Source organism: Legionella sp. 27cVA30, assembly GCF_024160945.1.
In the GTDB taxonomy this organism is placed as follows: Bacteria; Pseudomonadota; Gammaproteobacteria; order Legionellales; family Legionellaceae; genus Legionella_A; species Legionella_A septentrionalis.
The window spans coordinates 805,257-825,853 of the sequence record NZ_JAMYXK010000002.1 but is presented as its reverse complement, the minus strand read 5'-3'; the positions used below and the strand labels follow the sequence as shown (position 1 = coordinate 825,853).

Genomic DNA, 20,597 nt, shown 5'->3' with positions numbered 1-20,597 from the left:
TCCAGTAGAGATCATTATGAAGTCTCTTTTTCCATCTCTAAAACCTGATTAATGGCTTCCAATAAATAACTCGTCGTAAATGGCTGGCCATTGCATTGACTGATTGCACGGGCGTCAACTAAATATTGTGCACGCAGCACTTCGCATAACTGCCCTGTATTTAATTCTGCAACTAACACATGCTTGAACTCTTTTATAATAACAGCCAATTCTTTAGGCAGTGGATTTAACTGGCGTAAATGAACCAGTGCCATGGGTATGCCTGCGGCTTGATAATGCTCTAGAACGGATTTAAGACTGCCATAAGTACTGCCCCAACCCATGAGCAGCACAGAAGCTTCTTCGTCTCCTTCTATGACCAGATCAGCATATTCTCCAGCAATATTGGCTACTTTTTGTGCTCGTAAAGCCACCATGTGCTGATGGTTGGCTGCATCATAACTAACCTGCCCCTGTTCTCCCTGCTTCTCCAATCCGCCGAGCTGATGAATAAAACCAGGGGTGCCGGGAATATTCCAGCTGCGGCTTAAGCGTTTATCCCGCTGATAAGGTTTTGCAAAGCGATTAAATTCCAACTTCGGTATAGGCAATGTTTCAGCATCTGGAATTTTCCAGGGTTCTGCGGCATTGATAAGATAGGCATCCAGTAATACCACCACGGGCGTCATATACGCCGTGGCTAGCGTAAACGCTTCAATGATGGTAGCGAAGCAATCAGCTGGTGATTTAGCTGCTAAAACGGGCAAAGGCGCCTCCCCATGCCGACCATACAATGCTTGCCGCAAATCGCTTTGTCCCGTTTTTGTTGGCAGCCCAGTCGATACTCCGGCGCGTTGCACATCCACGACCACTAACGGCAATTCAGCAGCCACCGCCAAACCTAAGCTTTCGCTTTTCAGATCAAATCCGGGACCTGAGGTGCATGTTAACGCCAGGCAACCGCCAAAAGCCGCACCAATGCAGGAACAAATGGCTGCGATTTCATCTTCGGCTTGCAGCAGTTGTACCCCAAATTCAGTTAATTTGGCACATTCTTGTAAAATGGCAGAAGCCGGTGTAATGGGATAGCCTGAAACTAATAAAGGAGTTTGGGTATGCGTTGCCAAAGCGGCCAATGCCAAGGAAATGGCTTCAACACCAGTAATTTGTCGGTATTCGCCGGGCAGACGCTCGATTTGACCTAACTCATAATGTTGCCGGCTAAGTTCCAACGTCATGGCGTAATTGTATCCTGCCAACAGGGTTTGGGTATTCGCTTTGGCAATTTGAGGATCTTTAAATTTTTGGGTAATGAACGATAGACAATGGTCAGTAGATAAATCAAAAAGCCAAAGCACCAACCCAAGCACATAAAAATTTTTGGCTTTTTTAGCCTGGGTGTGGCTAATATCCAGTCCTTCGATCGCTTTTAAGGTATTGCTGATGAGAGGAAGCGACAAAATTTGATAGTGCTGGGCTTTATCGTTTAAGAAATCAGGGCTTAAACCAGCTCGTTCCCAATCTTTAGGCTGCAGGCTATCCTCATTTAAAATTAATAATCCGCCATGACTTAAATACTGCAGAGAATTTTTTAACGCGGCAGGGTTTAATGCGACCAACACATCAAGCGTCTCTCCTGCTGTAAAAATAGCTCGGTCAGCCATGGCAAGCTGAAAGCCGGATACTCCGGCGACAGTTCCGGCTGGGGCACGGATTTCGGCAGGGAAATCCGGTAAGGTACGGACATCATGGCCTGCCAAGGCAGCAGTGATCGTTAACTGCTCACCGACCAGCTGCACCCCATCTCCCGAATCCCCGGTCAAGCGGATAATAATTGCATCAGTCATTTACTCATCTCTTGTAAGTTACTGAAAATGTCCTTTTAACTTAACACCTACAACATAAACAATCTTGCTTCCTGCATTAACTGACGCATTTGTTTTACGGCTTCACTTAAACCGCAAAACAGCGCACGTGCAATAATCGCATGGCCAATATTTAATTCGTTCAGTTCTTTAATACTCGCGATAGGTTTGACATTATGATAGTGCAACCCATGTCCGGCATTGACTATTAAATTCAGCTTAGCAGCATATTCCGCTGCTTGTCTAATTCGCTCAAGTTCTTCCAGCTGGGAATGCTCGGTTTTAGCATCTGCATAACAACCGGTATGCAATTCAATGGCTTCAGCACCAGTGGCAGCAGCAGCATCAATTTGTTTAAAATCAGCATCAATGAATAATGATACTTCGCTACCCAACCGTTGCAAGCGCTTCACAGCATGCTCAACTACAGCATAATTTCCGCTAACGTCCAGCCCTCCTTCCGTAGTCAACTCTTCACGCTTTTCCGGGACTAGGCAAGCATGCTCAGGGCTAATTTCTTCTGCGAAGGAAAGCATGGCTTCTGTCACAGCAAGTTCAAGGTTCATTCGAGTTTGCAATACGGCTTTAATTAAGCGTACATCTCTTGCCTGAATATGACGTAAGTCTTCACGCATGTGTAACGTAATGCCATCAGCCCCTGCTTCCTCGGCGGCAATGGCAGCCTGCACCGGTTCAGGATAACGTGTACCTCTTGCTTGCCGAAGCGTAGCAATATGATCGATGTTCACACCCAAGAGTATATCTTTTTTCATGCTTCACCCGTGATTAATTAATGAAGTAACACGCATCCGTGATTAGCTCGGTGAATTTAAGTACAATTTGCGCGTTCTAAGCGGTTTTCCATCCAGAGCGTAATCGACGGCCTGGCGCATAAACCATTTAATGGATTTTAATGTGGCGGCATCATTAAACTTATTTTGTGCAAATGCAAGTATATGTTCGCCTGAAATGCCTTCTTTTTCTGCAAAAAACCCACTTCCAGCTAAAAAGTTGTACCGTTTATCAGCAACAATGGGTCGCATTGCGTTATCATGCTCCAGCGAAACTTGATACCCCGATAGGCTTAGAAACTTCCATTCAAAACAACGCAATATTGCTTCGATTTGCAAACGCTGCGAAGCTTTTGCCAATGCATATAATGTGGATGTGTATAAAGCAAATAACTCTCGGTTTAACTCAGAAGACGGATGGAGGAGCAAACAGAGCAATTCATTCGTGTACAGGGCTGCAAACAAAGCATGTCCTTTAAGCTGCAACGAAGGAGCGGAAGCTTCCAATTGTTGCACGTAAACGTGCTCCCCACGCTTGTTTAAGGATACCCAGAGCGGCATGAATTCTTGGATTAGGGGTTTCTTTTTCAAGCTGCGTCCGCCTCGGTATAGCGCCTGGAGCAAACCCTCTTCCTCGGTAAGGAAAGTAATTTGCACGCTGGTATCGCGAACCCAGCGTTTATGCAAAATCCATGTCGGTAATGCGCTAGTGATCATAACCCAATTGTTTCAATAATCGCTCGTCGTCCGACCATCCAGTTTTTACCTTGCACCAACATTGCAAAAATACTTTTTTACCCAGTAATTTTTCCATATCGATACGCGCACTGCTGGCAATTTCTTTTAACTTACTGCCCTTATCGCCGATGATCATGCGCTTGTGATTATCCTTATCCACCAAAATCAAAGCATGAATGCGAATCAATTTATCTTCCTCTTTAAATGATTCAATATCAACCGTGGTGGAGTATGGCAATTCTTGTCCGCAAAGGCGAAAAATTTTCTCCCGCAACAGCTCGGCACAAAGAAATTTTTCCGAGCGATCGGTAAATTGCTCAGGATCAAATAAAAACGGCCCTTCCGGGAGGTAGGCTTTAAGCTGCTCTTGTAAAGCATCCACTTGTATGCCTGTTTTAGCGGATAAAGGAATGATTGCCGTGAAGGTATGAAGTTGATTTAATTTATCAATCCACGGTAGTAGGGCTGATTTATCAGTAATTTTGTCAACCTTGTTAATGACCAGGAAACAGGGTAAATTTACTTCCTTGATTTGTTTTAAAATGTATTCATCCTCTTCCTTCCACTGCAAGCCATCAATTAAAAAAACAATTATATCAACATCATGCAAAGCGCTTAGTGCAGATTTATTCATCATGCGGTTGATGGTTTTTTTCATTCCCTGATGGATTCCCGGCGTATCAACATAGATGAATTGATAATTATCGTCCGTACGCACCCCTAAAATGCTGTGTCTTGTGGTTTGCGGTTTACGCGAAGTAATACTTAATTTTTGCTGCAAAATTTGATTCAGCAACGTTGATTTCCCGACGTTAGGGCGGCCAATCAAGGCTATGTATCCACAGTAGGTGTTCATCTATCATATTTCCTGTTTGAGGAGCTTATCTAGTCTCGCTTGTCTAAATTGAATAACTTGCGCGAAAAATTCTTTATTTTTGTAATTTTATCAGCCAACTTTCCATTGTACCAGCAACTTGCCTATATTAATCCCATTACCGCCTCTAATAATATTCCCTTCATTGCAAACCTAATCTTAAAGACCTAAGATGTTGTCGTGCGCTTAAAAAGGATTGACATGGTGAAGAAAGGATTTTCACTGATTGAATTACTCGTAGTTCTGCTGATAATCGGCATTATTACTACTATTGCTTATCCCAGCTATCGGGAATACATTACCCGGGCGCGCCGCAGCGATGGCCAGGCGGCCTTATTAAATTTAGCTAGCCGCATGGAACGTCATTATTCCGAACATAATACTTATCAGACCGCAACCATAGGAACAGGCAAAAGTACGGACGTGTTAAGCAGTAATGCATCGCCAGAAGGCTGGTATGTGATTGCAATCACCAGCGCCACTGAGTCGAATTTTACGTTACGAGCCACGCCGGTAAGAGCCCAAGCTACCAGCGATACGCGTTGCCAAGCCTTGACCCTTAACAGCCTGGGAGTGAAAGGAATCACTGCAGGCCCCGGGGGGACGCCTACAGGGACAGCTGCGCAATGCTGGTAATCCCGTCAATGCAAGAACAATATGATGTTTTAATATACAATTTTATCATGTATAATGTATATGATATTGATCTATTTTTTATGAGATAAATTATGATTCCACTATCACCCCCGGCAGACAGCAAACTTAATAACAAAGAAGACATGTTGCGTCTTAAAAGAAAAAATGGGCGGGATATGGAATTTAAGCGCTCCGCTATAATCCAAATGCTGGCCAATGAAGAAAAAGAATTAGCCATTTCCCTAAAACCATTAGGCGATGAGCAAATGTTAAAAACCCCGGAAGAATATGCCCACGCCTATGTAAACCGGTTTGGTTTTAAATTTCCGAATGACATCATTGAATTTTTGGAGTCTCCTGCCGGTGAAACGGTCAAAGGAGAAATGAGCGAAAAAGTTACGGTGGAACACAATTTAGCGTTGGCTGAACAAGAACGCTTGCGCGATGAAGAACTCATGCGTCGCCGCTTACTCGCTATGTTTTTACTATATGCAGCCAGTAAAAAAGAAGCTAAGGCCCATGAATTAAATGCCTTCATCCAAGAGCAAATTGATCATCAACTTCACCGCACACAACAACGCAATGCTCCCCAACCAATAGCCAAAACAGTTGAAGAAGATTCTTTAGTGAAAGCCCATACGATCACCATTAATCACCTTGAATCTTTATTGGCTAAAGAAAATGCCTCATTGCGTGAAATTGATTATTTACAGGATAAAGGACACGAACAAGATCTTCTGCAGCAAGTCCTACAAAGTAGTGAGCAGGAACTATTTGACATGCTGGGTGAATACCATACTCAATTGGATAAACTTCCTACCGAGAAAAAAGAAGGAGTTTTGCAATGGGTTAATAAAAATCTGGCTGATCTTGCAACAGAACAAGAAAAACTAAACCGCGATATTGATGATTACATTCTAGCCAACAAAGAAGATACTCCGCAATTCGCTGAGTTACGCGATAAACTAAAAGAAGTTCAGACAAAGCATGCGAATTTGCATGATTTCAAAGAAATCCTCAGCGGCACCAAAGTGTTATACGATGCCACAGGCGAGGTCACCCAAGATTTAACGCAGGCGCAATACGCATTGAATAAAGATACGGTGCTAAAAGGTATGAAGGGTATGAGGCTTGCAAAGGATGAACATGGCAAGCTGCTCCTGTTAGCTCCTGGGCAAAATCTAGAAAATATAGTTGATCCCAACGAGAAAAAAGAATTGCAAAACAAGGCTCATCAACTTTTCCTAAAAGCGCGACCTGAATTGGAATTTCTTAATACCTTGGTTGAGCGGAATAAGGAAGTGATTCAGGAACAATTAAAACTGCAATTGGCCAAAAAACCGGAGATTGAAGCCAATGTAGCCGCCCTGCAAATGCAAATCAAGCAAGTTGAAGAATCCAAGCAACAACGAATTGACCAACTAAAACCAACAATAACGCCAACCCCTAAACCCACGAATGCAATTGATTCATTACTGAATTCTATCGAGCAGCCGCAACTTAATGCAGGCAATCAGCAAAATACCCTGAAACCTTCCCCGCAAGACGTGCGTAGCCGCTTCGTTAATTTGCTGACGATACTAAAAAACAATCCTTCCGTACGACAGGTGAGTGCATTAAATCAAGCTTTGGAAGCAATTATGCAAAGAAATCCGGAACTTAAAACCGTATTGCAAAATTTACGCGATTTCAAAGAAGGAGATAAAATTAATCAGAATACCAGCGATTTGCTCGTCAAACTGCTTAATAACAAACCGGAAATCATCTCGAAAGTAATTGCAGAGTTTAGACAAAATCTTAGCAAAGACATAGAAAAGGAAGTGACTAACCAGTTCAACCCTTCACCCTTTAACATGAAACCATATTAAATTCAAATCATACCGAACAGAATTGGGTCACTTTGTTGACCCAATTTTTTTATTCATCACAGCTCGCTTCCTAAATGAGAACTTGTTAAAAATATACTTGCTAAGTGCCGGTAACTCTTCTAACATGACAAGAATTGTAGCCCTTTAGCGAATGCAACATGATGATGGAAAAACTGATTGGCAGTCAATCAATCATAATTACTCTTGATGTTGATGCACTGTTATTTGACAAGCTTAAGCAAATTGCTCAAGCAGGTTATTCAGTGGTAGAAATTAATTGTGTCGACCCTGTTTATCTTTCTACAGTTTTAAAGGATTTTCCCATGTTGCGCATTGGGGCTGGCAACATCATCGACGTGCAACAACTGGAAAACTGTTATCAAGCCGGGGTTCACTTCGTAACAAGCCCCGGGTTTCTCCCTGCAATAGCCCAAACCGCCAATATTTATTCCATTAATTATTTACCAGGCGTGGCAACGCTTTCTGAAGCCATGCAGGCTATGGCATTAGGTTGCCATTATGTACGTCCCTACCCAGCGGATCTTACATTTTGTACCCTGCTCAATAAATGTTTGCCTTTATTGAGGTTATTTCCTGCGGAAATTGAAATGGAAGAAGCAGAGCATTTTCTTAATTTGCCTGCCGTCGCAGCCGTGAGCATTTTAAATCCCGAAAGCAAGCATTTGCGGGCTTTAGAACCCGTATAGGCAGTTAATGTTAAGCTTGGTTCGTCAATAACAACCAAGCTTAACTGTATTAACGGCTCTGGCTTTTATACAAGTCAATAAATAGTAAAAATGCACCGATGCAAATCGCACTATCTGCCAGATTGAAAATAGGCCAGTGGTATTCTTTATAAAATACATCAATAAAATCAATAACATATCCCCATGTGGCCCGATCGACGAGATTGCCTAATGCCCCGCCTAAAATTAAACTAAGCGCCAACAATTGCAGATAATCGTGTCTGGAAGAGCGAAGCATCCAAACCACTAATACAATGCTCATCAGGATACCGAATCCTGCAAAAAGCCAATGATGCCAGGCTCCAGCACTGCTCAAGAAACTGAATGCTGCACCTGTATTATATGCCAAGGTAAAATTTAAAACGGGTAATATAGACTCAGGTTGATAAGGGAATAAATTGAGTGTTGCCCAATACTTACTTCCCTGATCGAGCAACACAACCAACATGCTAATTAGAAACCACATCCATTTTTTCATGCGTAATATCTCAATTCGTCATTCTCATTAATATTGCCAATGCATCGATCGCATAATTCAGGGTGTACCGCATTTTGGCCAACATCGGCACGGCGATGCCAGCAGCGATCGCATTTTGCATATGGACTCGCCAGCACTTCGACCGCAACGCCCAAGTGCTCATTGACTGCCGCAGCAGGAGTAAGTGCAGAAAACGGCAACACTTTAGCTGCGGAAGTAATGAGTACAAAGCGCAATTCATCACCTAATCGTGATAAAAGAACTTGGATCTCATCCTGGGCATAAATAGTCACTTCAGCTGCCAGAGGTGAACCAATTACTCCATCTTTGCGTTTGCTTTCCAAAGCTTTATTGACTTCATCACGAATTTCCTGGATTTGCTGCCAGGCATTCATATCAATATCTTTTATAGCTGGCCAATCCTTATACCATTCTTCCAGAAACACTGATTCGCTTTTACTGCCTGGAATAGCTTGCCAAATTTCCTCGGCGGTAAATGATAAAACAGGTGCCAGCCAGCGTGTTAAGGCATGAATAATGTAATACATTGCAGTCTGACAAGAACGGCGGGCTATGCTGTTGACCGGCGTCGTATATTGTCTGTCTTTGATGATGTCCAAATAAAAGCTACCCATATCCACGGCACAGAAGTTATGAATTTTCTGATAAATCACATGGAAATTATATTGTTCGTACGCGGACAAAATTTCTTCCTGCAATTGCTGGGAACGTGCAATGGCCCATCGGTCCAATTCCACCAGCTTTGCAACAGGCACGCATTCCTGCTCAGGGGTGAAATCAAACAAATTCGCTAAAAGAAAACGCGCCGTATTGCGGATGCGCCGATAAGCATCCGCATTGCGTTTAATGATTTCATCAGAAATGCTGACTTCATTACGGTAATCCGTTGAAGCCACCCACAACCGTAAAATATCAGCCCCATGCTGCGCGATCAATTTATCCAAAGCAACATAATTACCCTTCGACTTGGAGAGTTTTTTTCCCTCTGCGTCTACCGTATAACCATGCGTCAACACTGTTTTGTAAGGCGGGACCCCATACATGGCAACCGCCGTGGTTAAGGATGAGTTAAACCAACCTCGATGTTGGTCCGAACCTTCAAAATAGACATCGGCTGGAAATGCAAGGTCTTTTTCTTGTTTGAGTACGCAAAAATGTGAAACGCCTGAATCAAACCATACATCCAACGTATCATTCACTTTTTCATAAAGTAGAGCCTCTTGCCCTAACACTTCTTCTATTTTTAAGTCAAACCACGCATCGATCCCCTTCTGCTCAATACGCTTGGCAATGTCTTCCAGGAGCTCGACAGTATTCGGATGTAATTCGCGCGTTGTTTTATGTACAAATAAAGGGATAGGCGTGCCCCAGGCTCTCTGCCGTGATATACACCAATCAGGTCTATTTTCAACCATCATGCGAATACGCGCTTTGCCCCAATCCGGAATCCAGGATACGTGATTGATTTGTTCTAACAATTGCGTACGCAAATTATTTTTATCCATCGCAATAAACCATTGCGGTGTGGCACGAAAAATCATCGGTGTTTTATGCCGCCAGCAATGAGGATAGCTATGCCGTAACGATTCTTCATGCAGTAAAACGTGCCGCTCACGCAGCAAATCCAAAATAGGGGCATTTGCTTTGAAAACATGAAGCCCTTTCAATAAAGGCACGTTATCCGCATAACACCCGTTCGCCATGACTGGATTAAGCAAAGGCAAATCGTATTGCAACCCTGTTTGATAATCATCCGGACCATGCGCTGGTGCCGTGTGCACGCAGCCTGTGCCTGTTTCCGTGGTCACATGCTCTCCCAAGACGATGGGAACCTGGCGCTCATAAAATGGATGATTCAGTAAACTACTTTCTAAAGCCTTGCCTTTTATTTCACCCTTTAAGCAAAACTCACTCACCCCATACCGTTTCATGACATCTTCTGCAAGATCTGCCGCCACAATAAAATAATGCTCTGCAGTTTCAATTAATGCATAAGTTAGTTCCGGATGTAAGCAAACTGCTTCATTTGCCGGCAAAGTCCATGGAGTAGTCGTCCAAATGGGCACAATGACAGGTTTTTCAGTGAGCGCATTATTTACTTTCTCGAGAAAAGCTTTGGGTTCGGTAACATAGAAAGCCACGTCTATGGAAGGAGAAGTTTTTTCCTCGTAATCCACTTCTGCCTCAGCAAGGGCTGAACCGCATTCAATGCACCAATGCACGGGCTTAAATCCTTGCTGCAAATGTCCGTTGGCAACAATTTTTGCCAAAGCGCGAACAATATTGGCTTCGTAGGAATAATCCATGGTTACGTATGGATTATTCCAGTCCCCAAAAACGCCGAGGCGTTTGAATTCTTCACGCTGGATATCGATTTGGCCGGCAGCATATTCCCGGCATTTATTGCGGAATTCATCTGCGCTTATCTTGACACCCGCCTTCCCCTCGTTTTTTTCTACGTTTAATTCAATCGGCAGCCCATGGCAATCCCAACCTGGCTTAAACGGAGCATCATAACCGCTTAAAGATTTTGATTTGATGATGATGTCTTTAAGGATTTTGTTTAAGGCATGGCCGCAATGCAAATGACCATTGGCATAAGGAGGACCATCATGCAACACAAAGCGCTTTCTGCCTGCCCTTGCTTTACGTAGTTGTGTATAAATTGCCTTTGACTCCCATTCGGCCAACATTTGCGGCTCGCGCTGCGGTAAATTGGCTTTCATTGGGAAAAGGGTATGAGGTAAATTCAACGTGTCTTTATATTCTGCCATTCATTTTTACTCTGCAAAGGTCATACATTTGAATCATAATTCCAAACTCCTGTGCCGTTAACTTTGTTACTGCAAGCTTTTATAAGCTTAGGACTTGGAAACGGAAATCACACGATTAAAATAATTTTTTGTTGCTGCGATATCTTGTTTAATTTGTGCAATTAATGCATCCAATGAAGAAAATTTACTCTCATCCCGCAGTTTGTGCAAGAAAATAACTTGTAAAATTTCTCCATAAATCATTTCATTAAAATCTAATAAATGGATTTCTAATAAATTGCGCACCCCATCTACCGTTGGTCTGCAGCCTAAATTTGCCACAGCAGGGAATAAACGTCCTTTTCTTTGTACGTAGACACAGAAAACTCCCCTAATAGGCAAAGAGCGCCTGTTTAAACATAAATTCGCGGTAGGGATCCCCCACTGCCGCCCAAGCCCATTTCCCGGCACCACTCTCCCGCACATAGCATAACGGCGCCCCAAAAATTCTGCTGCCCGCTCAAGGTGATTCTCGGCAAGCGCTTGCCTAATTTTTGTCGAACTAATGCGTTCGCCTGCCGTTGCAAAATCCGGAAACATCTCTACCGTTGAATTCCATTTTTTTGCTAATTCCTGCAATAATGCCACATCACCACCACGCTCCTTACCAAACCGGAAATCACGACCTATTAGGATATATTTTGCCTGCAATAAAGAAAATATAATTTTCTCTGCAAACTCAGCAGGCGGCATTAAAGCTAAATCTCGATTAAATTTAAGACAATAAACGTAATCAACGCCATATTTTTTTAGCTCGTTGATCTTTTCTCTTAGTGTTGCAAGGCGGGCAGGAGCTGCACTTCCTTGAAAATATTCGCCCGGTTGCGGTTCAAATAAAATCACAGTCAATGGTAGCTGTAAGCGGCGGGCCTCGCTCCTTAATTCGTTTAACAGAGCCTGGTGCCCCCTGTGCACTCCATCAAAATTGCCAATAGTTAACACTGTACCTGCACGGAGGGCAGGCATATCTTGTAAACCGCGTAATAATTTCATGCTCTTCTATAGAAGACAAAAAAGGGATTATACTGATTTTATTCTCAATTACGAACTTGGAGTTTTATAAAATTGCGGGGCAAAAGCGCTTATCAGCTTATTTTAGCCCCTTGCAAAATTAATCCTGATGAGAGCGCACAATCAATACATCGCATTGAGCGCCATGTAAAATGGCATTCGCTGTGGAACCCAACAACAAGGCAAGCCCATGTTTGCCATGGCTTCCCGTCACGATGAGGTCAATATTGTTTTCCTTAGCCACACGCAAAACTTCATTTTTTGTAGAACCAAATTCCAGAAAACGATGTTTTTCATCCACTTTTAGACGCTCAGCCAATGTGTTTAATTCTTTCTCTGCCTGCTCGCGGATAGAAACTTCTACTTCAGCAAAACCTGCAAAACCTGGATAAGCATAAGCTGGTATTGGCTCAACCACATGGACTAAAATTAATTCAGCCTTATTTTCATCGGCAATTTTTTTAGCTTTATGGGCAGCATTAATCCCAACCTCGTCAAAATCGGTGGCAAACAATACCTTTTTATACATGTTCTTCTCCTTAAAATGCATAATGCTGTAAATGACAGCCTATCAGAAAAAACTGTAATTTCCCAGCAACCCCAACTCATGTAAAATACCTGCTGTCCTTAAGTATAGGGAATTATTTTTATACAGTGTTTGACGCAACAAGCCTAATAACAAGCGTCTTATGCTACTGGTAAAGTGCAGGAATTGTTTTTATCCCATTGGCTTCATTGGACATCAGCATATGCTAATTGACTTGTTTGGGGCGATTACCGCTCTGCTTGCAACTTATTTTTTTATCCGTCGTGACATGAAGGCGTGGATGATAGGATTGGTTGCTACTTCCTGCAACGCCTGGCTTTATTGGCAAAAAGGTATTTTCGCCGATATGTGTCTGGAAATATTTTACTTTTTTAATTTTTGCTATGGCTGGTATCTTTGGTCGCAACAAAATGAATTGCGGTCAAAAATGATACCTCTTTCCCTGAAACAAGTGGTGTATGTGGCTGGTGGAGTTCTAATCTTATATTGTATTATTGCCGGCATACTAACAATTTCCACGCATTCAAATGTACCCATGCTAGATGCTGCCACCACGGCGCTTAGCATTACGGCACAATGCGCCATGTGCTACAAAATGATGATTACCTGGATTTTATGGTTTTGCGCCGATTGCATCTATGTAATCTTGTACTATGTCAAAGATTTACCGTTCCACGTCATGCTCGTTTTAATTTATATGGGTATGGCCATTATCGGCTTTAAGACTTGGAGAAAAGATTTTGCCTCTGAGAAAAACGTGGCACCACATGCAGACAAGCAAGGGGTCACGGTTTTTTAATTTGCTTTAACCAAGAAAGACAAACCCGCCCCGGATAGGCTTAATTATCCGGGGCAATGAATAATCTAAAAAACAGCATAACAAATTACTATTACCCAATATCTTGCAAATCACTTAACTGCCGAATCCACGGCTTTAATTTGGCAATTTCTTTAGATAATTGATAGGCAGCCTGGTTTGCCGATTCTTTTTGCTTGTATTCGCCTATGGTCAATACATACCATGCATTGCCTTGCCGTTGAGCGCGTCTTATTTTGGCATCCGCAAGCCGGTGAATTTTTGCAAAATCCTTTAATGCCGATATGCTGTGGCTCGCTAATAATTGTATTGTAAACTGACCAGGAGGCGTTTTATGTTGCATCATGACAGGCTTTTTAGGTTTAACATCGGCGATCTTTAATACTGGTTTCTTAATTTCAAGCTTATTTGCCTTTATTTCGCCACCCATCGGCACCGCCTGCGCTATGGAAGTACTTTCCTGCTCCAATAATTGATGCGCTTTGGCTTGCGCAACTTGCGGTATTACCACCACTTTATCCATAACAACCAAGTTATCATTTACATCTTCTTCCTCACTGTAGAAAGCCAGTTCCGCGCGGCGCAATGGTGCCGGCTGAATATATTGTACAGTGGATGCCATATCGTAGCGGGGAATATTGCTGTCCAATACTGGTTCGGCGATGGCTTTCACATTTGCAATAGTTTCTTGCGCGGGTTGAACTGCATTAAGCGCCAATGCAGTTTCAACAGGAAGCTGGTTTTGCGGTTGTAGGAAAAAAGCAACACCCAATGCAACAATGATTGCACTTCCTACCAAGGTAACGCGCTTTGCAGTCTTGTTAAAAAATACACCCTTGCTTTTAGGCATGCAACCATTATGGAAAAATCCGGCCAATTGTGTATTAATTCCGAGAATATTTCCTTCCGTTAACTGGTAAAATTGCTTTAGATATTCATCTTTCAGGAAACTGGATTGAGAAAGCAAACGATGCAACACATAAACCTTGGTTTCCTGCTCGGTTAAATGCCCGAGTTCCAAGCTATGAATCATATCCTTGCTGTCTTGCCCAAGATTATTCAGCACCTGCACCAACGAGAAATTGGAGATCAAACAAACATGGAAATAAGCTTCTTCACCTTGCGACTTAGCTACAGATAATATTTCACTTATAAAAGCTTCCGACAGATAATGCGCATCGTCAATTATCAGCAAGGTATGCTCTTTTTCAGCCTGGCTTTTGCCAACAATATTAGCCAAAGTCACTTCACCATTATGACGAAGTTGTACTGCCAGTTGCGATAGGAACAATCCTTGATTGAATAAAGGGCTGGCCGTGATAAGACAGGATGTTATTTCTTTATCAAGATTTTCGCTCAATAGTGCAGCAAAAGTCGTTTTGCCGCTCCCCTGTTCGCCTAAAACTGAAATAAGGATATTATTGCAGCCTTTAACCAAGTGATTGATGAACGTAATTTTATTAAGCCAGGATGCTGGTTTGTATAAATTGTCATGATCAATTAATTGATCAGCGTTAAATTGGATGGTTCCATCACTCATTGTCAGTCTCCTTCAACTGCATTCATTAATGCATGGTGCAAGCATTCATCTGTTATAGTGCTATCAAGATAGCAATTTCCCGGTGCCTTCATTAATACGAAACGTAATCGCTGATTTTTTATTTTTTTATCGCTAAACATTAAGCCATGCAGGACATGCAAATCAATCTCTTTCGGAATACGGCGCGGCAATTGCGCCGCAGCTAGTAAAGCATCAACTAGTTTTACACAAGAATAATCAATTATCCCATGCTCATAGGATAATTGTGCAGCGCAAAAAAGCCCTATTGCAACGGCCTCCCCATGATGCCACCGTTCATAGGATGTATATGCTTCAAGCGCATGTGCAAACGTATGGCCTAAGTTTAATAATGCTCTGCTGCCACTTTCACGCTCATCTTCCTGAACAAATTTTGCCTTAATTTGACAACATCCGGAAATAAGCTCGCTCCACTCTTGCCTGGAAGCCCCGTTAAGGCCTTCACCCAAGATATGCTGGATTTTTAATAAAAAATCCCCGCCTGCAAGCAAACCATACTTAATGATTTCAGCAAACCCTGCCCGTAGCTCACGTTCGGGTAAGGTTTTTAGCGTACTCAAATCAATAATGACTGCATGCGGTTGATAAAAAGCACCGATGAGGTTTTTACCCAGTGGATGATTGATTGCAGTTTTTCCTCCTATGGCCGCATCCACCTGCGCGAGAAGAGTAGTGGGCAACTGCACCAAATTAACGCCACGTTGATACGTAGCAGCCGCAAAGCCTGTAAGATCGCCTATAACTCCGCCGCCCAGTGCCAATAAGGTCGTATCGCGATGATGTTTAAATTGAATTAACGCATCATAAATCGCATTAAGGCTTTGTTGATTTTTATAAACTTCCCCATCAGGCAATATCACCGTATCGCACTGCCAGGAGGTAAACGCTTGCCGCACTTTATTAAGATAAAGAGGAGCCACCGTTTCATTCGTTACAATAAGCAGTTGCTTTCCCGTGACGAACTTTTGCAATAATTGCTGCTCCTCCAGGCAATTCCAGCCGATATGTATAGGATATTGGCAACTGCTGAGCTGTACCGACAATTGCTGATAAATTTCAGACCTCGCCATAGATGTATTTTATAATATTATTCGCTACGGCTTTCACTGTTAGTTTGTCTGTCTCAAAACTAATATCAGCCAATTCTTCGTAAAAAGGCTCCCGTTCATCTCGCAATGATTCCAGGCGGCTCTCGAGATCATCCGTTTGCAGCAAAGGTCTTTTAGTATCCCGCTTCGTGCGTTCAAATTGTTGTTGCAAGGAAGTTTTAAGATAAATAACCGTGCCTCTTGCTGCAAGGGCATTACGGTTTTCCGGCGTCATCACCACGCCGCCGCCCGTGGCCAAAACAATATTATTTTTTTGTGTCAATTCTTCAATTACTTTTTGTTCGCGACGGCGAAAACCTTCCTCGCCTTCAACATCGAAAATCCAGGAAATATCTGCACCTGAACGCTCTTCAATGACTTCATCAGAATCATAGAACTCAAGTTTGAGCTCTTTTGCCAAAGTACGGCCTATGGTACTTTTTCCCGCGCCCATAGGCCCTATCAAGAATATATTGCGTACTTTAACTATGCTCATTTTTAATTATTTACCTCTTATAACTAACATAATAATTAAGTAGGAGTGACCTTGCCAACTTCATCAATTTTTTCTTCCTGCATAGACGAAATCCAGCATCTACTTTAACCCAAGAATGCATTTCGTATACCTTCACATACCAACACGTTTTAATCACCTCCAGGTATCTAAACTATTTTAGAACTTAGAGATTACTCTTTCCACGGCCTTACTGGTGGCGCTATGGGTTGAGGGCGTGGAGGCATCATTGGAGCGAACCGCGGCCTCGTCCCTTCGACGGTAGTAATCGATAAATTGTTGGTTATTATCCTTGGAGTGATGAAAATGAGCAACTCCTCATTTCGAACTCGTGCGGATGTACGCCGAAATAAATTACCGACTACAGGTAATTCACCTAAAAATGGCACCCGTGTTATGGTATTATTTTTATCTTGTCTGTAAATACCTCCTAAAACAATAGTCTGACCATTATTTACCAATACATTGGTTTCGATGGATTTGGTAAGAATAATGGGTACACCTTGTACACGGCGACCAGAATCCGAGTCTTGGTTGATTTGTAAATCCATTAATAATTTACCATCCGGTGTAATTTGCGGCGTAACTTTTAAACTTAAAACTGCCTTTTTGAAAGCTACTGCAGTGGCGCCGCTTGAAGTTGACTCCTGGTACGGAATATCTTCGCCCGATTCAATGACTGCGGCTTGTTGATTCGTCGTCATGAGGCGCGGGCTGGCAATGATCTCTGCTTTTCCTTCGCTCTCCAGAGCCGATAACTCCAGATCAAGAAGAACATTATCGCCTAACTTGGCTAAGGCAATGCCGATTGAGGCTGGAGTTGCGTCAATTGGTAATGCCCCAAGGTCAACGTTCAAGCGATCCGGTATGGGCACATCAGCTGGTGGCGTACCTCTTGCCAATTCATTAGCGCCTTCCAAGGTACCACTTAAATGCGTGGGACGCGATACACCAAAACGGACGCCAAGATCCTCGGCACAATCTTTTGTCATATTCACAATGCGTGCTTCAATGACAACCTGCTTGACCGGCACATCCAATTGTTTTACCAACTCCCGGATTTCATCGATCTGCGTCGCGGTATCCTGCAGCCATATCGTATTGGTGCGCGTATCCACGCTTAGTGTACCACGCTCGGAAAGCAAGGAATTATCCTTGTCTTTAAGCATGATGGCGATATCTGCCGCTTTTGCATAGTTAATTTGCAATAGTTCTGAACGGATGGGGGCTAATTTTTTTGCAGCTTGTTGTGCTGTTAATTCAGCTTTTTCGCGCTTGTCAAAACTGTCTATAGTATCAATTAAAATTACATTTCCCACCTGGCGCTTGTCTAAGCCTTGGGTAGTCATTATGATGTCTAGTGCCTGATCCCAGGGCAAATCGTTTAAACGCAGGGTAATATTGCCTTTCACTTCATCGCTGACAACAATGTTGGTGCCGGTAAAATCAGCCAATAATTGCAATACTGCACGAATGGAAATGTCTTGAAAATTTAAAGAAATCCGTTTGCCGGTAAATACTTTTTTCCTTAATTTTTCCTGCTGGATTTCTTCTTCGCTCAATGGAAAAACATCCACGATAAATTGCTTGTTTACCTGATAGGCAAAATGGCCATAATCCCCGGAGTTTATCAGAGTGACTCGCACATTCCTTCCATCTTGCTCCGCGCTTATCATTTGGGTGGGGCTATGGAAATCGGCGACATCAAAGCGTTTCATCAGATTTTGCGGTAAACGGGTACTGATAAAATTGACCACCACATCTTTGCCCGCCTGCGTAACTTCTATAGGGATACCTGTATCAGTCACGTCAACAATCAACCGCCCTCCTTGCTTTTCTATTCCTCTAAAATCAAGATTCGTAATCCCAAAGCGTGCATTAACTGGCCGATTGGTAACAAAAACCTCTTTGCGTTGCGAGATGAGTTGCTGCCCCTTGCCCTTCAACATCAAGGAATAACGATTTCCAGCGATTTGTCCGGAATAGGTAATGGAATCAGACAAATCAAGAATAGCCCTGACCCGATTGCCTACGCCCACTATTTTATAACGGACCAGAGAGCCTATATCAATTTGCTTGTTTTTGTCATTTTCATTTAACTGGCTATTGCTATTCATAAAATCCAAAACCAGACGCGGAGGTTTTTGGGTAATAAAACTGGCTGGTAGCTGCATCAATGGCTTGGTAAAGCAAAAATCGATACGCACGCGGTTATCCGGCATGGGTCTTACTTTTACAGCCGCCAATGTATTTTCCTCTGCAAATACAACACAAGAAATGATCCATAACAAAAAGACGGTGATGATCTTATGCAATCTAGTCTCCATTGGGTATAAGCATTTCAATTCTGCTTTCTCTCATCCTAAGACATTCACTATAATTATTTTTGGTTACTGGGCAGGTTTTTCACCGCCCTCATCTGCTGGCGCAACGTGTAGCTTTAATGCTATTTTCTTTTTCTCCCATTTACCATTTACCTGCACAGTTTCTTCTATTTGCATAGTATCTTGCGAGATACTCAAGATTTGACCAAAATTTTTTCCCATATAATCACCCGGCTTCACCCGAGATATCAATCCTCCCGGCTGACTGATTAGCCCCCATATCGTACCATTTTCTTTTAAAAGTCCCACAAATTTAAGCGCATCCAAAGGAAAAGCTTCCAGGGGCTGTTTGGGACGATTTATATTGGGTGCTAATTGCTCGCTCGTTTGTTCTATTACAATAGGCTTAAATGGACTACGTCTATTCTCATTTTCAGGATAAGCAAATTTTGGCTGAGGTTTGAATTCAGGAATAGGTTCGATGGGGAGAGAAGGACGTGTTTTTATTTCATGCATATAACGCTGCAATTCCTCATCTTCTGAGGAGCTGCAACCGGAAAGAATAGTGGTTGTAAAAAACAAACCAACAATACTCCATAGCAAAAAGGATTTTGTAGCTGCATAAAGACCACAGCGAATAAACAAATGCACCACTTTGGCCATTAAGCCGCCACAGTTCGCATTGCCTGGAGAAAAACTCATTCCCACCGCTTTCAACATGAATATTCCTGCTCTATTGTGTGCGATAGCGATAAATTTTTGCCGTTATCCGCATTATTAACTGCTCCCCCGCAGCGTTTTTTTGCTTTTCGGTGGATGCTCCCTCAATTACAAAATCATGTAGCGTTACAATTCGATTGAGTTGCCCTATCCGGCTTAAAAAAATCGCGAATTGATGATAATTACCTATTACCGCAATTTTAATGGGCAATTCAATATAAAAATCATGCTGTACTTCTTGCATAGGGGCAAATAATTCAAAAGTAAGACCGCTTGCAATCCCTGTTTTCGATATGTCTTCCAACAATCCAGGCATCTCATTTTGCGTAGGCAACTGCTTGAGCATATTGCCAAAGCGTTCTTCCATGATTTGCATTTGATTACGATATTTTTGTAAATTGGAAGCCTGATGCTGCTTCAACTCAAATTTACTGCGCAAGGTATTTTCTTCTGTTTTTAACGAATCGTATTGCTCAAAATTTGGCTTAGCGATCAGCCAGTACCCTATGCCAATAACCAACAAAGCCAGGAAAGCAACCACACTGGCTTTAACCACTGTCGGCCACTGCCCCACATTGTCTAACGTCAGTTCACTCAGATTTATATTCATGTTCCAGCCAAATTGGTTATAAATTGGTTGCAGGCCGTAAAATAAAACTCAACTTGAATTCATTTTCCACATTACTGGATGGTGTCTCTTCTTTTGTCTTTTTAATTTCGGTAAGTTCCGGATTTTGTATCCACTGATTATTTTCAATATTACGCATCAGTTGCGAAATATTCGTATTGGATTCTGCGTATCCCAAAAGGGTAACCTTATCCCCACTGCGTTCCACATGAGTTAAAAAAACACCATCTGGCATGATTTTTATTAATTCATCAAATAACCTTACTGTTAAACTGCGCGTGCCTTGAAGGTTTTGTACAATCCTCATTCTTGCAATCAGTGCCTGACGCAGTTTTTTAATGTCTGCAATTTCCTTAATTTGTTTTTCAAGGCGCGTAATCTCGGTTTGCAGAATTTCATTGCGTCGGCTTTGCTGTTCCACCAATTGCTTGGCATAAAAATTAATTAAAAAAATAATCAAAACTGCACTGGTTAAACCTATAAAAACAAAAATGCCAAATTCCTTTTTTTCGCGCTCGCGTTTTAATTCGCGCCATGGGAGTAAATTGATATCCGCCATA

19 protein-coding genes are annotated in these 20,597 nt (G+C 42.5%); 4 read left to right on the top strand and 15 right to left on the bottom strand.

Annotated elements, in window-relative coordinates:
• Nucleotides 1-14: 14 nt before the first annotated feature.
• Genes NKV53_RS09135 through era form a run of 4 tightly spaced genes read right to left on the bottom strand, consistent with a single transcriptional unit; the run spans nucleotide 15 to nucleotide 4,229 of the window.
• A complete protein-coding gene (locus tag NKV53_RS09135) occupies nucleotides 15-1,826 on the bottom strand; it encodes a 2-oxoacid:acceptor oxidoreductase subunit alpha (RefSeq protein WP_126953870.1) in 1,812 nt (603 codons plus the stop codon).
• A gap of 47 nt (nucleotides 1,827-1,873) precedes the next feature.
• Nucleotides 1,874-2,617 carry a pyridoxine 5'-phosphate synthase gene (gene pdxJ, locus NKV53_RS09130; protein ID WP_126953871.1) on the bottom strand — a complete coding sequence of 248 codons (744 nt, stop codon included), beginning with the start codon at nucleotides 2,615-2,617 and terminating at the stop codon, nucleotides 1,874-1,876.
• Between the two features lie 42 nt (nucleotides 2,618-2,659).
• The gene (recO, locus tag NKV53_RS09125) at nucleotides 2,660-3,352 is read right to left on the bottom strand and encodes a DNA repair protein RecO (RefSeq protein WP_126953872.1); all 693 of its coding nucleotides are present in this window, start codon (nucleotides 3,350-3,352) and stop codon (nucleotides 2,660-2,662) included.
• The gene (era, locus tag NKV53_RS09120; protein ID WP_126953873.1) at nucleotides 3,342-4,229 is read right to left on the bottom strand and encodes a GTPase Era; all 888 of its coding nucleotides are present in this window, start codon (nucleotides 4,227-4,229) and stop codon (nucleotides 3,342-3,344) included. Before era ends, recO begins: the two co-directional genes overlap by 11 nt.
• A 219-nt stretch (nucleotides 4,230-4,448) precedes the next feature.
• Between era and NKV53_RS09115 the strand changes: the two genes are divergently transcribed.
• The 3 genes from NKV53_RS09115 (at nucleotide 4,449) to NKV53_RS09105 (ending at nucleotide 7,458) form a co-directional block, all read left to right on the top strand.
• Complete coding sequence (locus NKV53_RS09115; protein WP_126953874.1) at nucleotides 4,449-4,883, top strand: type IV pilin protein; 435 nt, start codon at nucleotides 4,449-4,451, stop codon at nucleotides 4,881-4,883.
• A 92-nt stretch (nucleotides 4,884-4,975) separates the two neighbouring features.
• Nucleotides 4,976-6,751 (top strand): hypothetical protein, encoded by a 1,776-nt coding sequence (locus NKV53_RS09110; protein ID WP_253351007.1) that lies wholly within the window; start codon nucleotides 4,976-4,978, stop codon nucleotides 6,749-6,751.
• A 158-nt stretch (nucleotides 6,752-6,909) separates the two neighbouring features.
• Entirely contained in the window at nucleotides 6,910-7,458 is a 549-nt protein-coding gene (locus tag NKV53_RS09105) for a multidrug DMT transporter permease (RefSeq protein WP_126953876.1), read from the top strand.
• A gap of 49 nt (nucleotides 7,459-7,507) precedes the next feature.
• Here NKV53_RS09105 and lspA read toward each other — a convergent pair whose 3' ends face one another.
• The 4 genes from lspA to NKV53_RS09085 form a co-directional block, all read right to left on the bottom strand.
• Nucleotides 7,508-7,975, bottom strand: coding sequence for a signal peptidase II (gene lspA / locus NKV53_RS09100; RefSeq protein ID WP_126953877.1), 468 nt, complete (start codon nucleotides 7,973-7,975; stop codon nucleotides 7,508-7,510).
• A complete protein-coding gene (ileS, locus tag NKV53_RS09095; RefSeq protein WP_126953878.1) occupies nucleotides 7,972-10,770 on the bottom strand; it encodes an isoleucine--tRNA ligase in 2,799 nt (932 codons plus the stop codon). Before ileS ends, lspA begins: the two co-directional genes overlap by 4 nt.
• Before the next feature lie 87 nt (nucleotides 10,771-10,857).
• Complete coding sequence (gene ribF, locus NKV53_RS09090) at nucleotides 10,858-11,802, bottom strand: bifunctional riboflavin kinase/FAD synthetase (protein WP_127033203.1); 945 nt, start codon at nucleotides 11,800-11,802, stop codon at nucleotides 10,858-10,860.
• Nucleotides 11,803-11,920: 118 nt separating this feature from the next.
• Nucleotides 11,921-12,349, bottom strand: a complete 429-nt coding sequence (locus NKV53_RS09085) for a universal stress protein (protein WP_126953880.1) — start codon at nucleotides 12,347-12,349, stop codon at nucleotides 11,921-11,923.
• Between the two features lie 220 nt (nucleotides 12,350-12,569).
• Here NKV53_RS09085 and pnuC point away from each other — a divergent pair, with 220 nt between their 5' ends.
• Nucleotides 12,570-13,166 (top strand): nicotinamide riboside transporter PnuC, encoded by a 597-nt coding sequence (gene pnuC / locus NKV53_RS09080; RefSeq protein ID WP_158614974.1) that lies wholly within the window; start codon nucleotides 12,570-12,572, stop codon nucleotides 13,164-13,166.
• Nucleotides 13,167-13,257: 91 nt separating this feature from the next.
• Here pnuC and NKV53_RS09075 read toward each other — a convergent pair whose 3' ends face one another.
• The 7 genes from NKV53_RS09075 to NKV53_RS09045 all read right to left on the bottom strand — a co-directional run bounded on the left by NKV53_RS09075 (nucleotide 13,258) and on the right by NKV53_RS09045 (nucleotide 20,596).
• Entirely contained in the window at nucleotides 13,258-14,724 is a 1,467-nt protein-coding gene (locus tag NKV53_RS09075; protein ID WP_126953882.1) for an SPOR domain-containing protein, read from the bottom strand.
• A 2-nt stretch (nucleotides 14,725-14,726) separates the two neighbouring features.
• A complete protein-coding gene (gene aroB, locus NKV53_RS09070; RefSeq protein ID WP_127057175.1) occupies nucleotides 14,727-15,833 on the bottom strand; it encodes a 3-dehydroquinate synthase in 1,107 nt (368 codons plus the stop codon).
• Complete coding sequence (gene aroK, locus NKV53_RS09065) at nucleotides 15,820-16,347, bottom strand: shikimate kinase AroK (protein WP_126953884.1); 528 nt, start codon at nucleotides 16,345-16,347, stop codon at nucleotides 15,820-15,822. The genes aroB and aroK overlap by 14 nt, the downstream gene beginning before the upstream one ends.
• A 191-nt stretch (nucleotides 16,348-16,538) precedes the next feature.
• The gene (locus NKV53_RS09060) at nucleotides 16,539-18,680 is read right to left on the bottom strand and encodes a type IV pilus secretin PilQ (protein WP_126953885.1); all 2,142 of its coding nucleotides are present in this window, start codon (nucleotides 18,678-18,680) and stop codon (nucleotides 16,539-16,541) included.
• A 75-nt stretch (nucleotides 18,681-18,755) separates the two neighbouring features.
• A complete protein-coding gene (locus NKV53_RS09055; RefSeq protein WP_233579787.1) occupies nucleotides 18,756-19,409 on the bottom strand; it encodes a pilus assembly protein PilP in 654 nt (217 codons plus the stop codon).
• Nucleotides 19,410-19,422: 13 nt separating this feature from the next.
• Nucleotides 19,423-20,019, bottom strand: a complete 597-nt coding sequence (locus tag NKV53_RS09050) for a type 4a pilus biogenesis protein PilO (protein ID WP_127057176.1) — start codon at nucleotides 20,017-20,019, stop codon at nucleotides 19,423-19,425.
• A gap of 16 nt (nucleotides 20,020-20,035) precedes the next feature.
• Complete coding sequence (locus NKV53_RS09045; RefSeq protein WP_126953887.1) at nucleotides 20,036-20,596, bottom strand: PilN domain-containing protein; 561 nt, start codon at nucleotides 20,594-20,596, stop codon at nucleotides 20,036-20,038.
• Nucleotide 20,597: the final 1 nt, after the last annotated feature.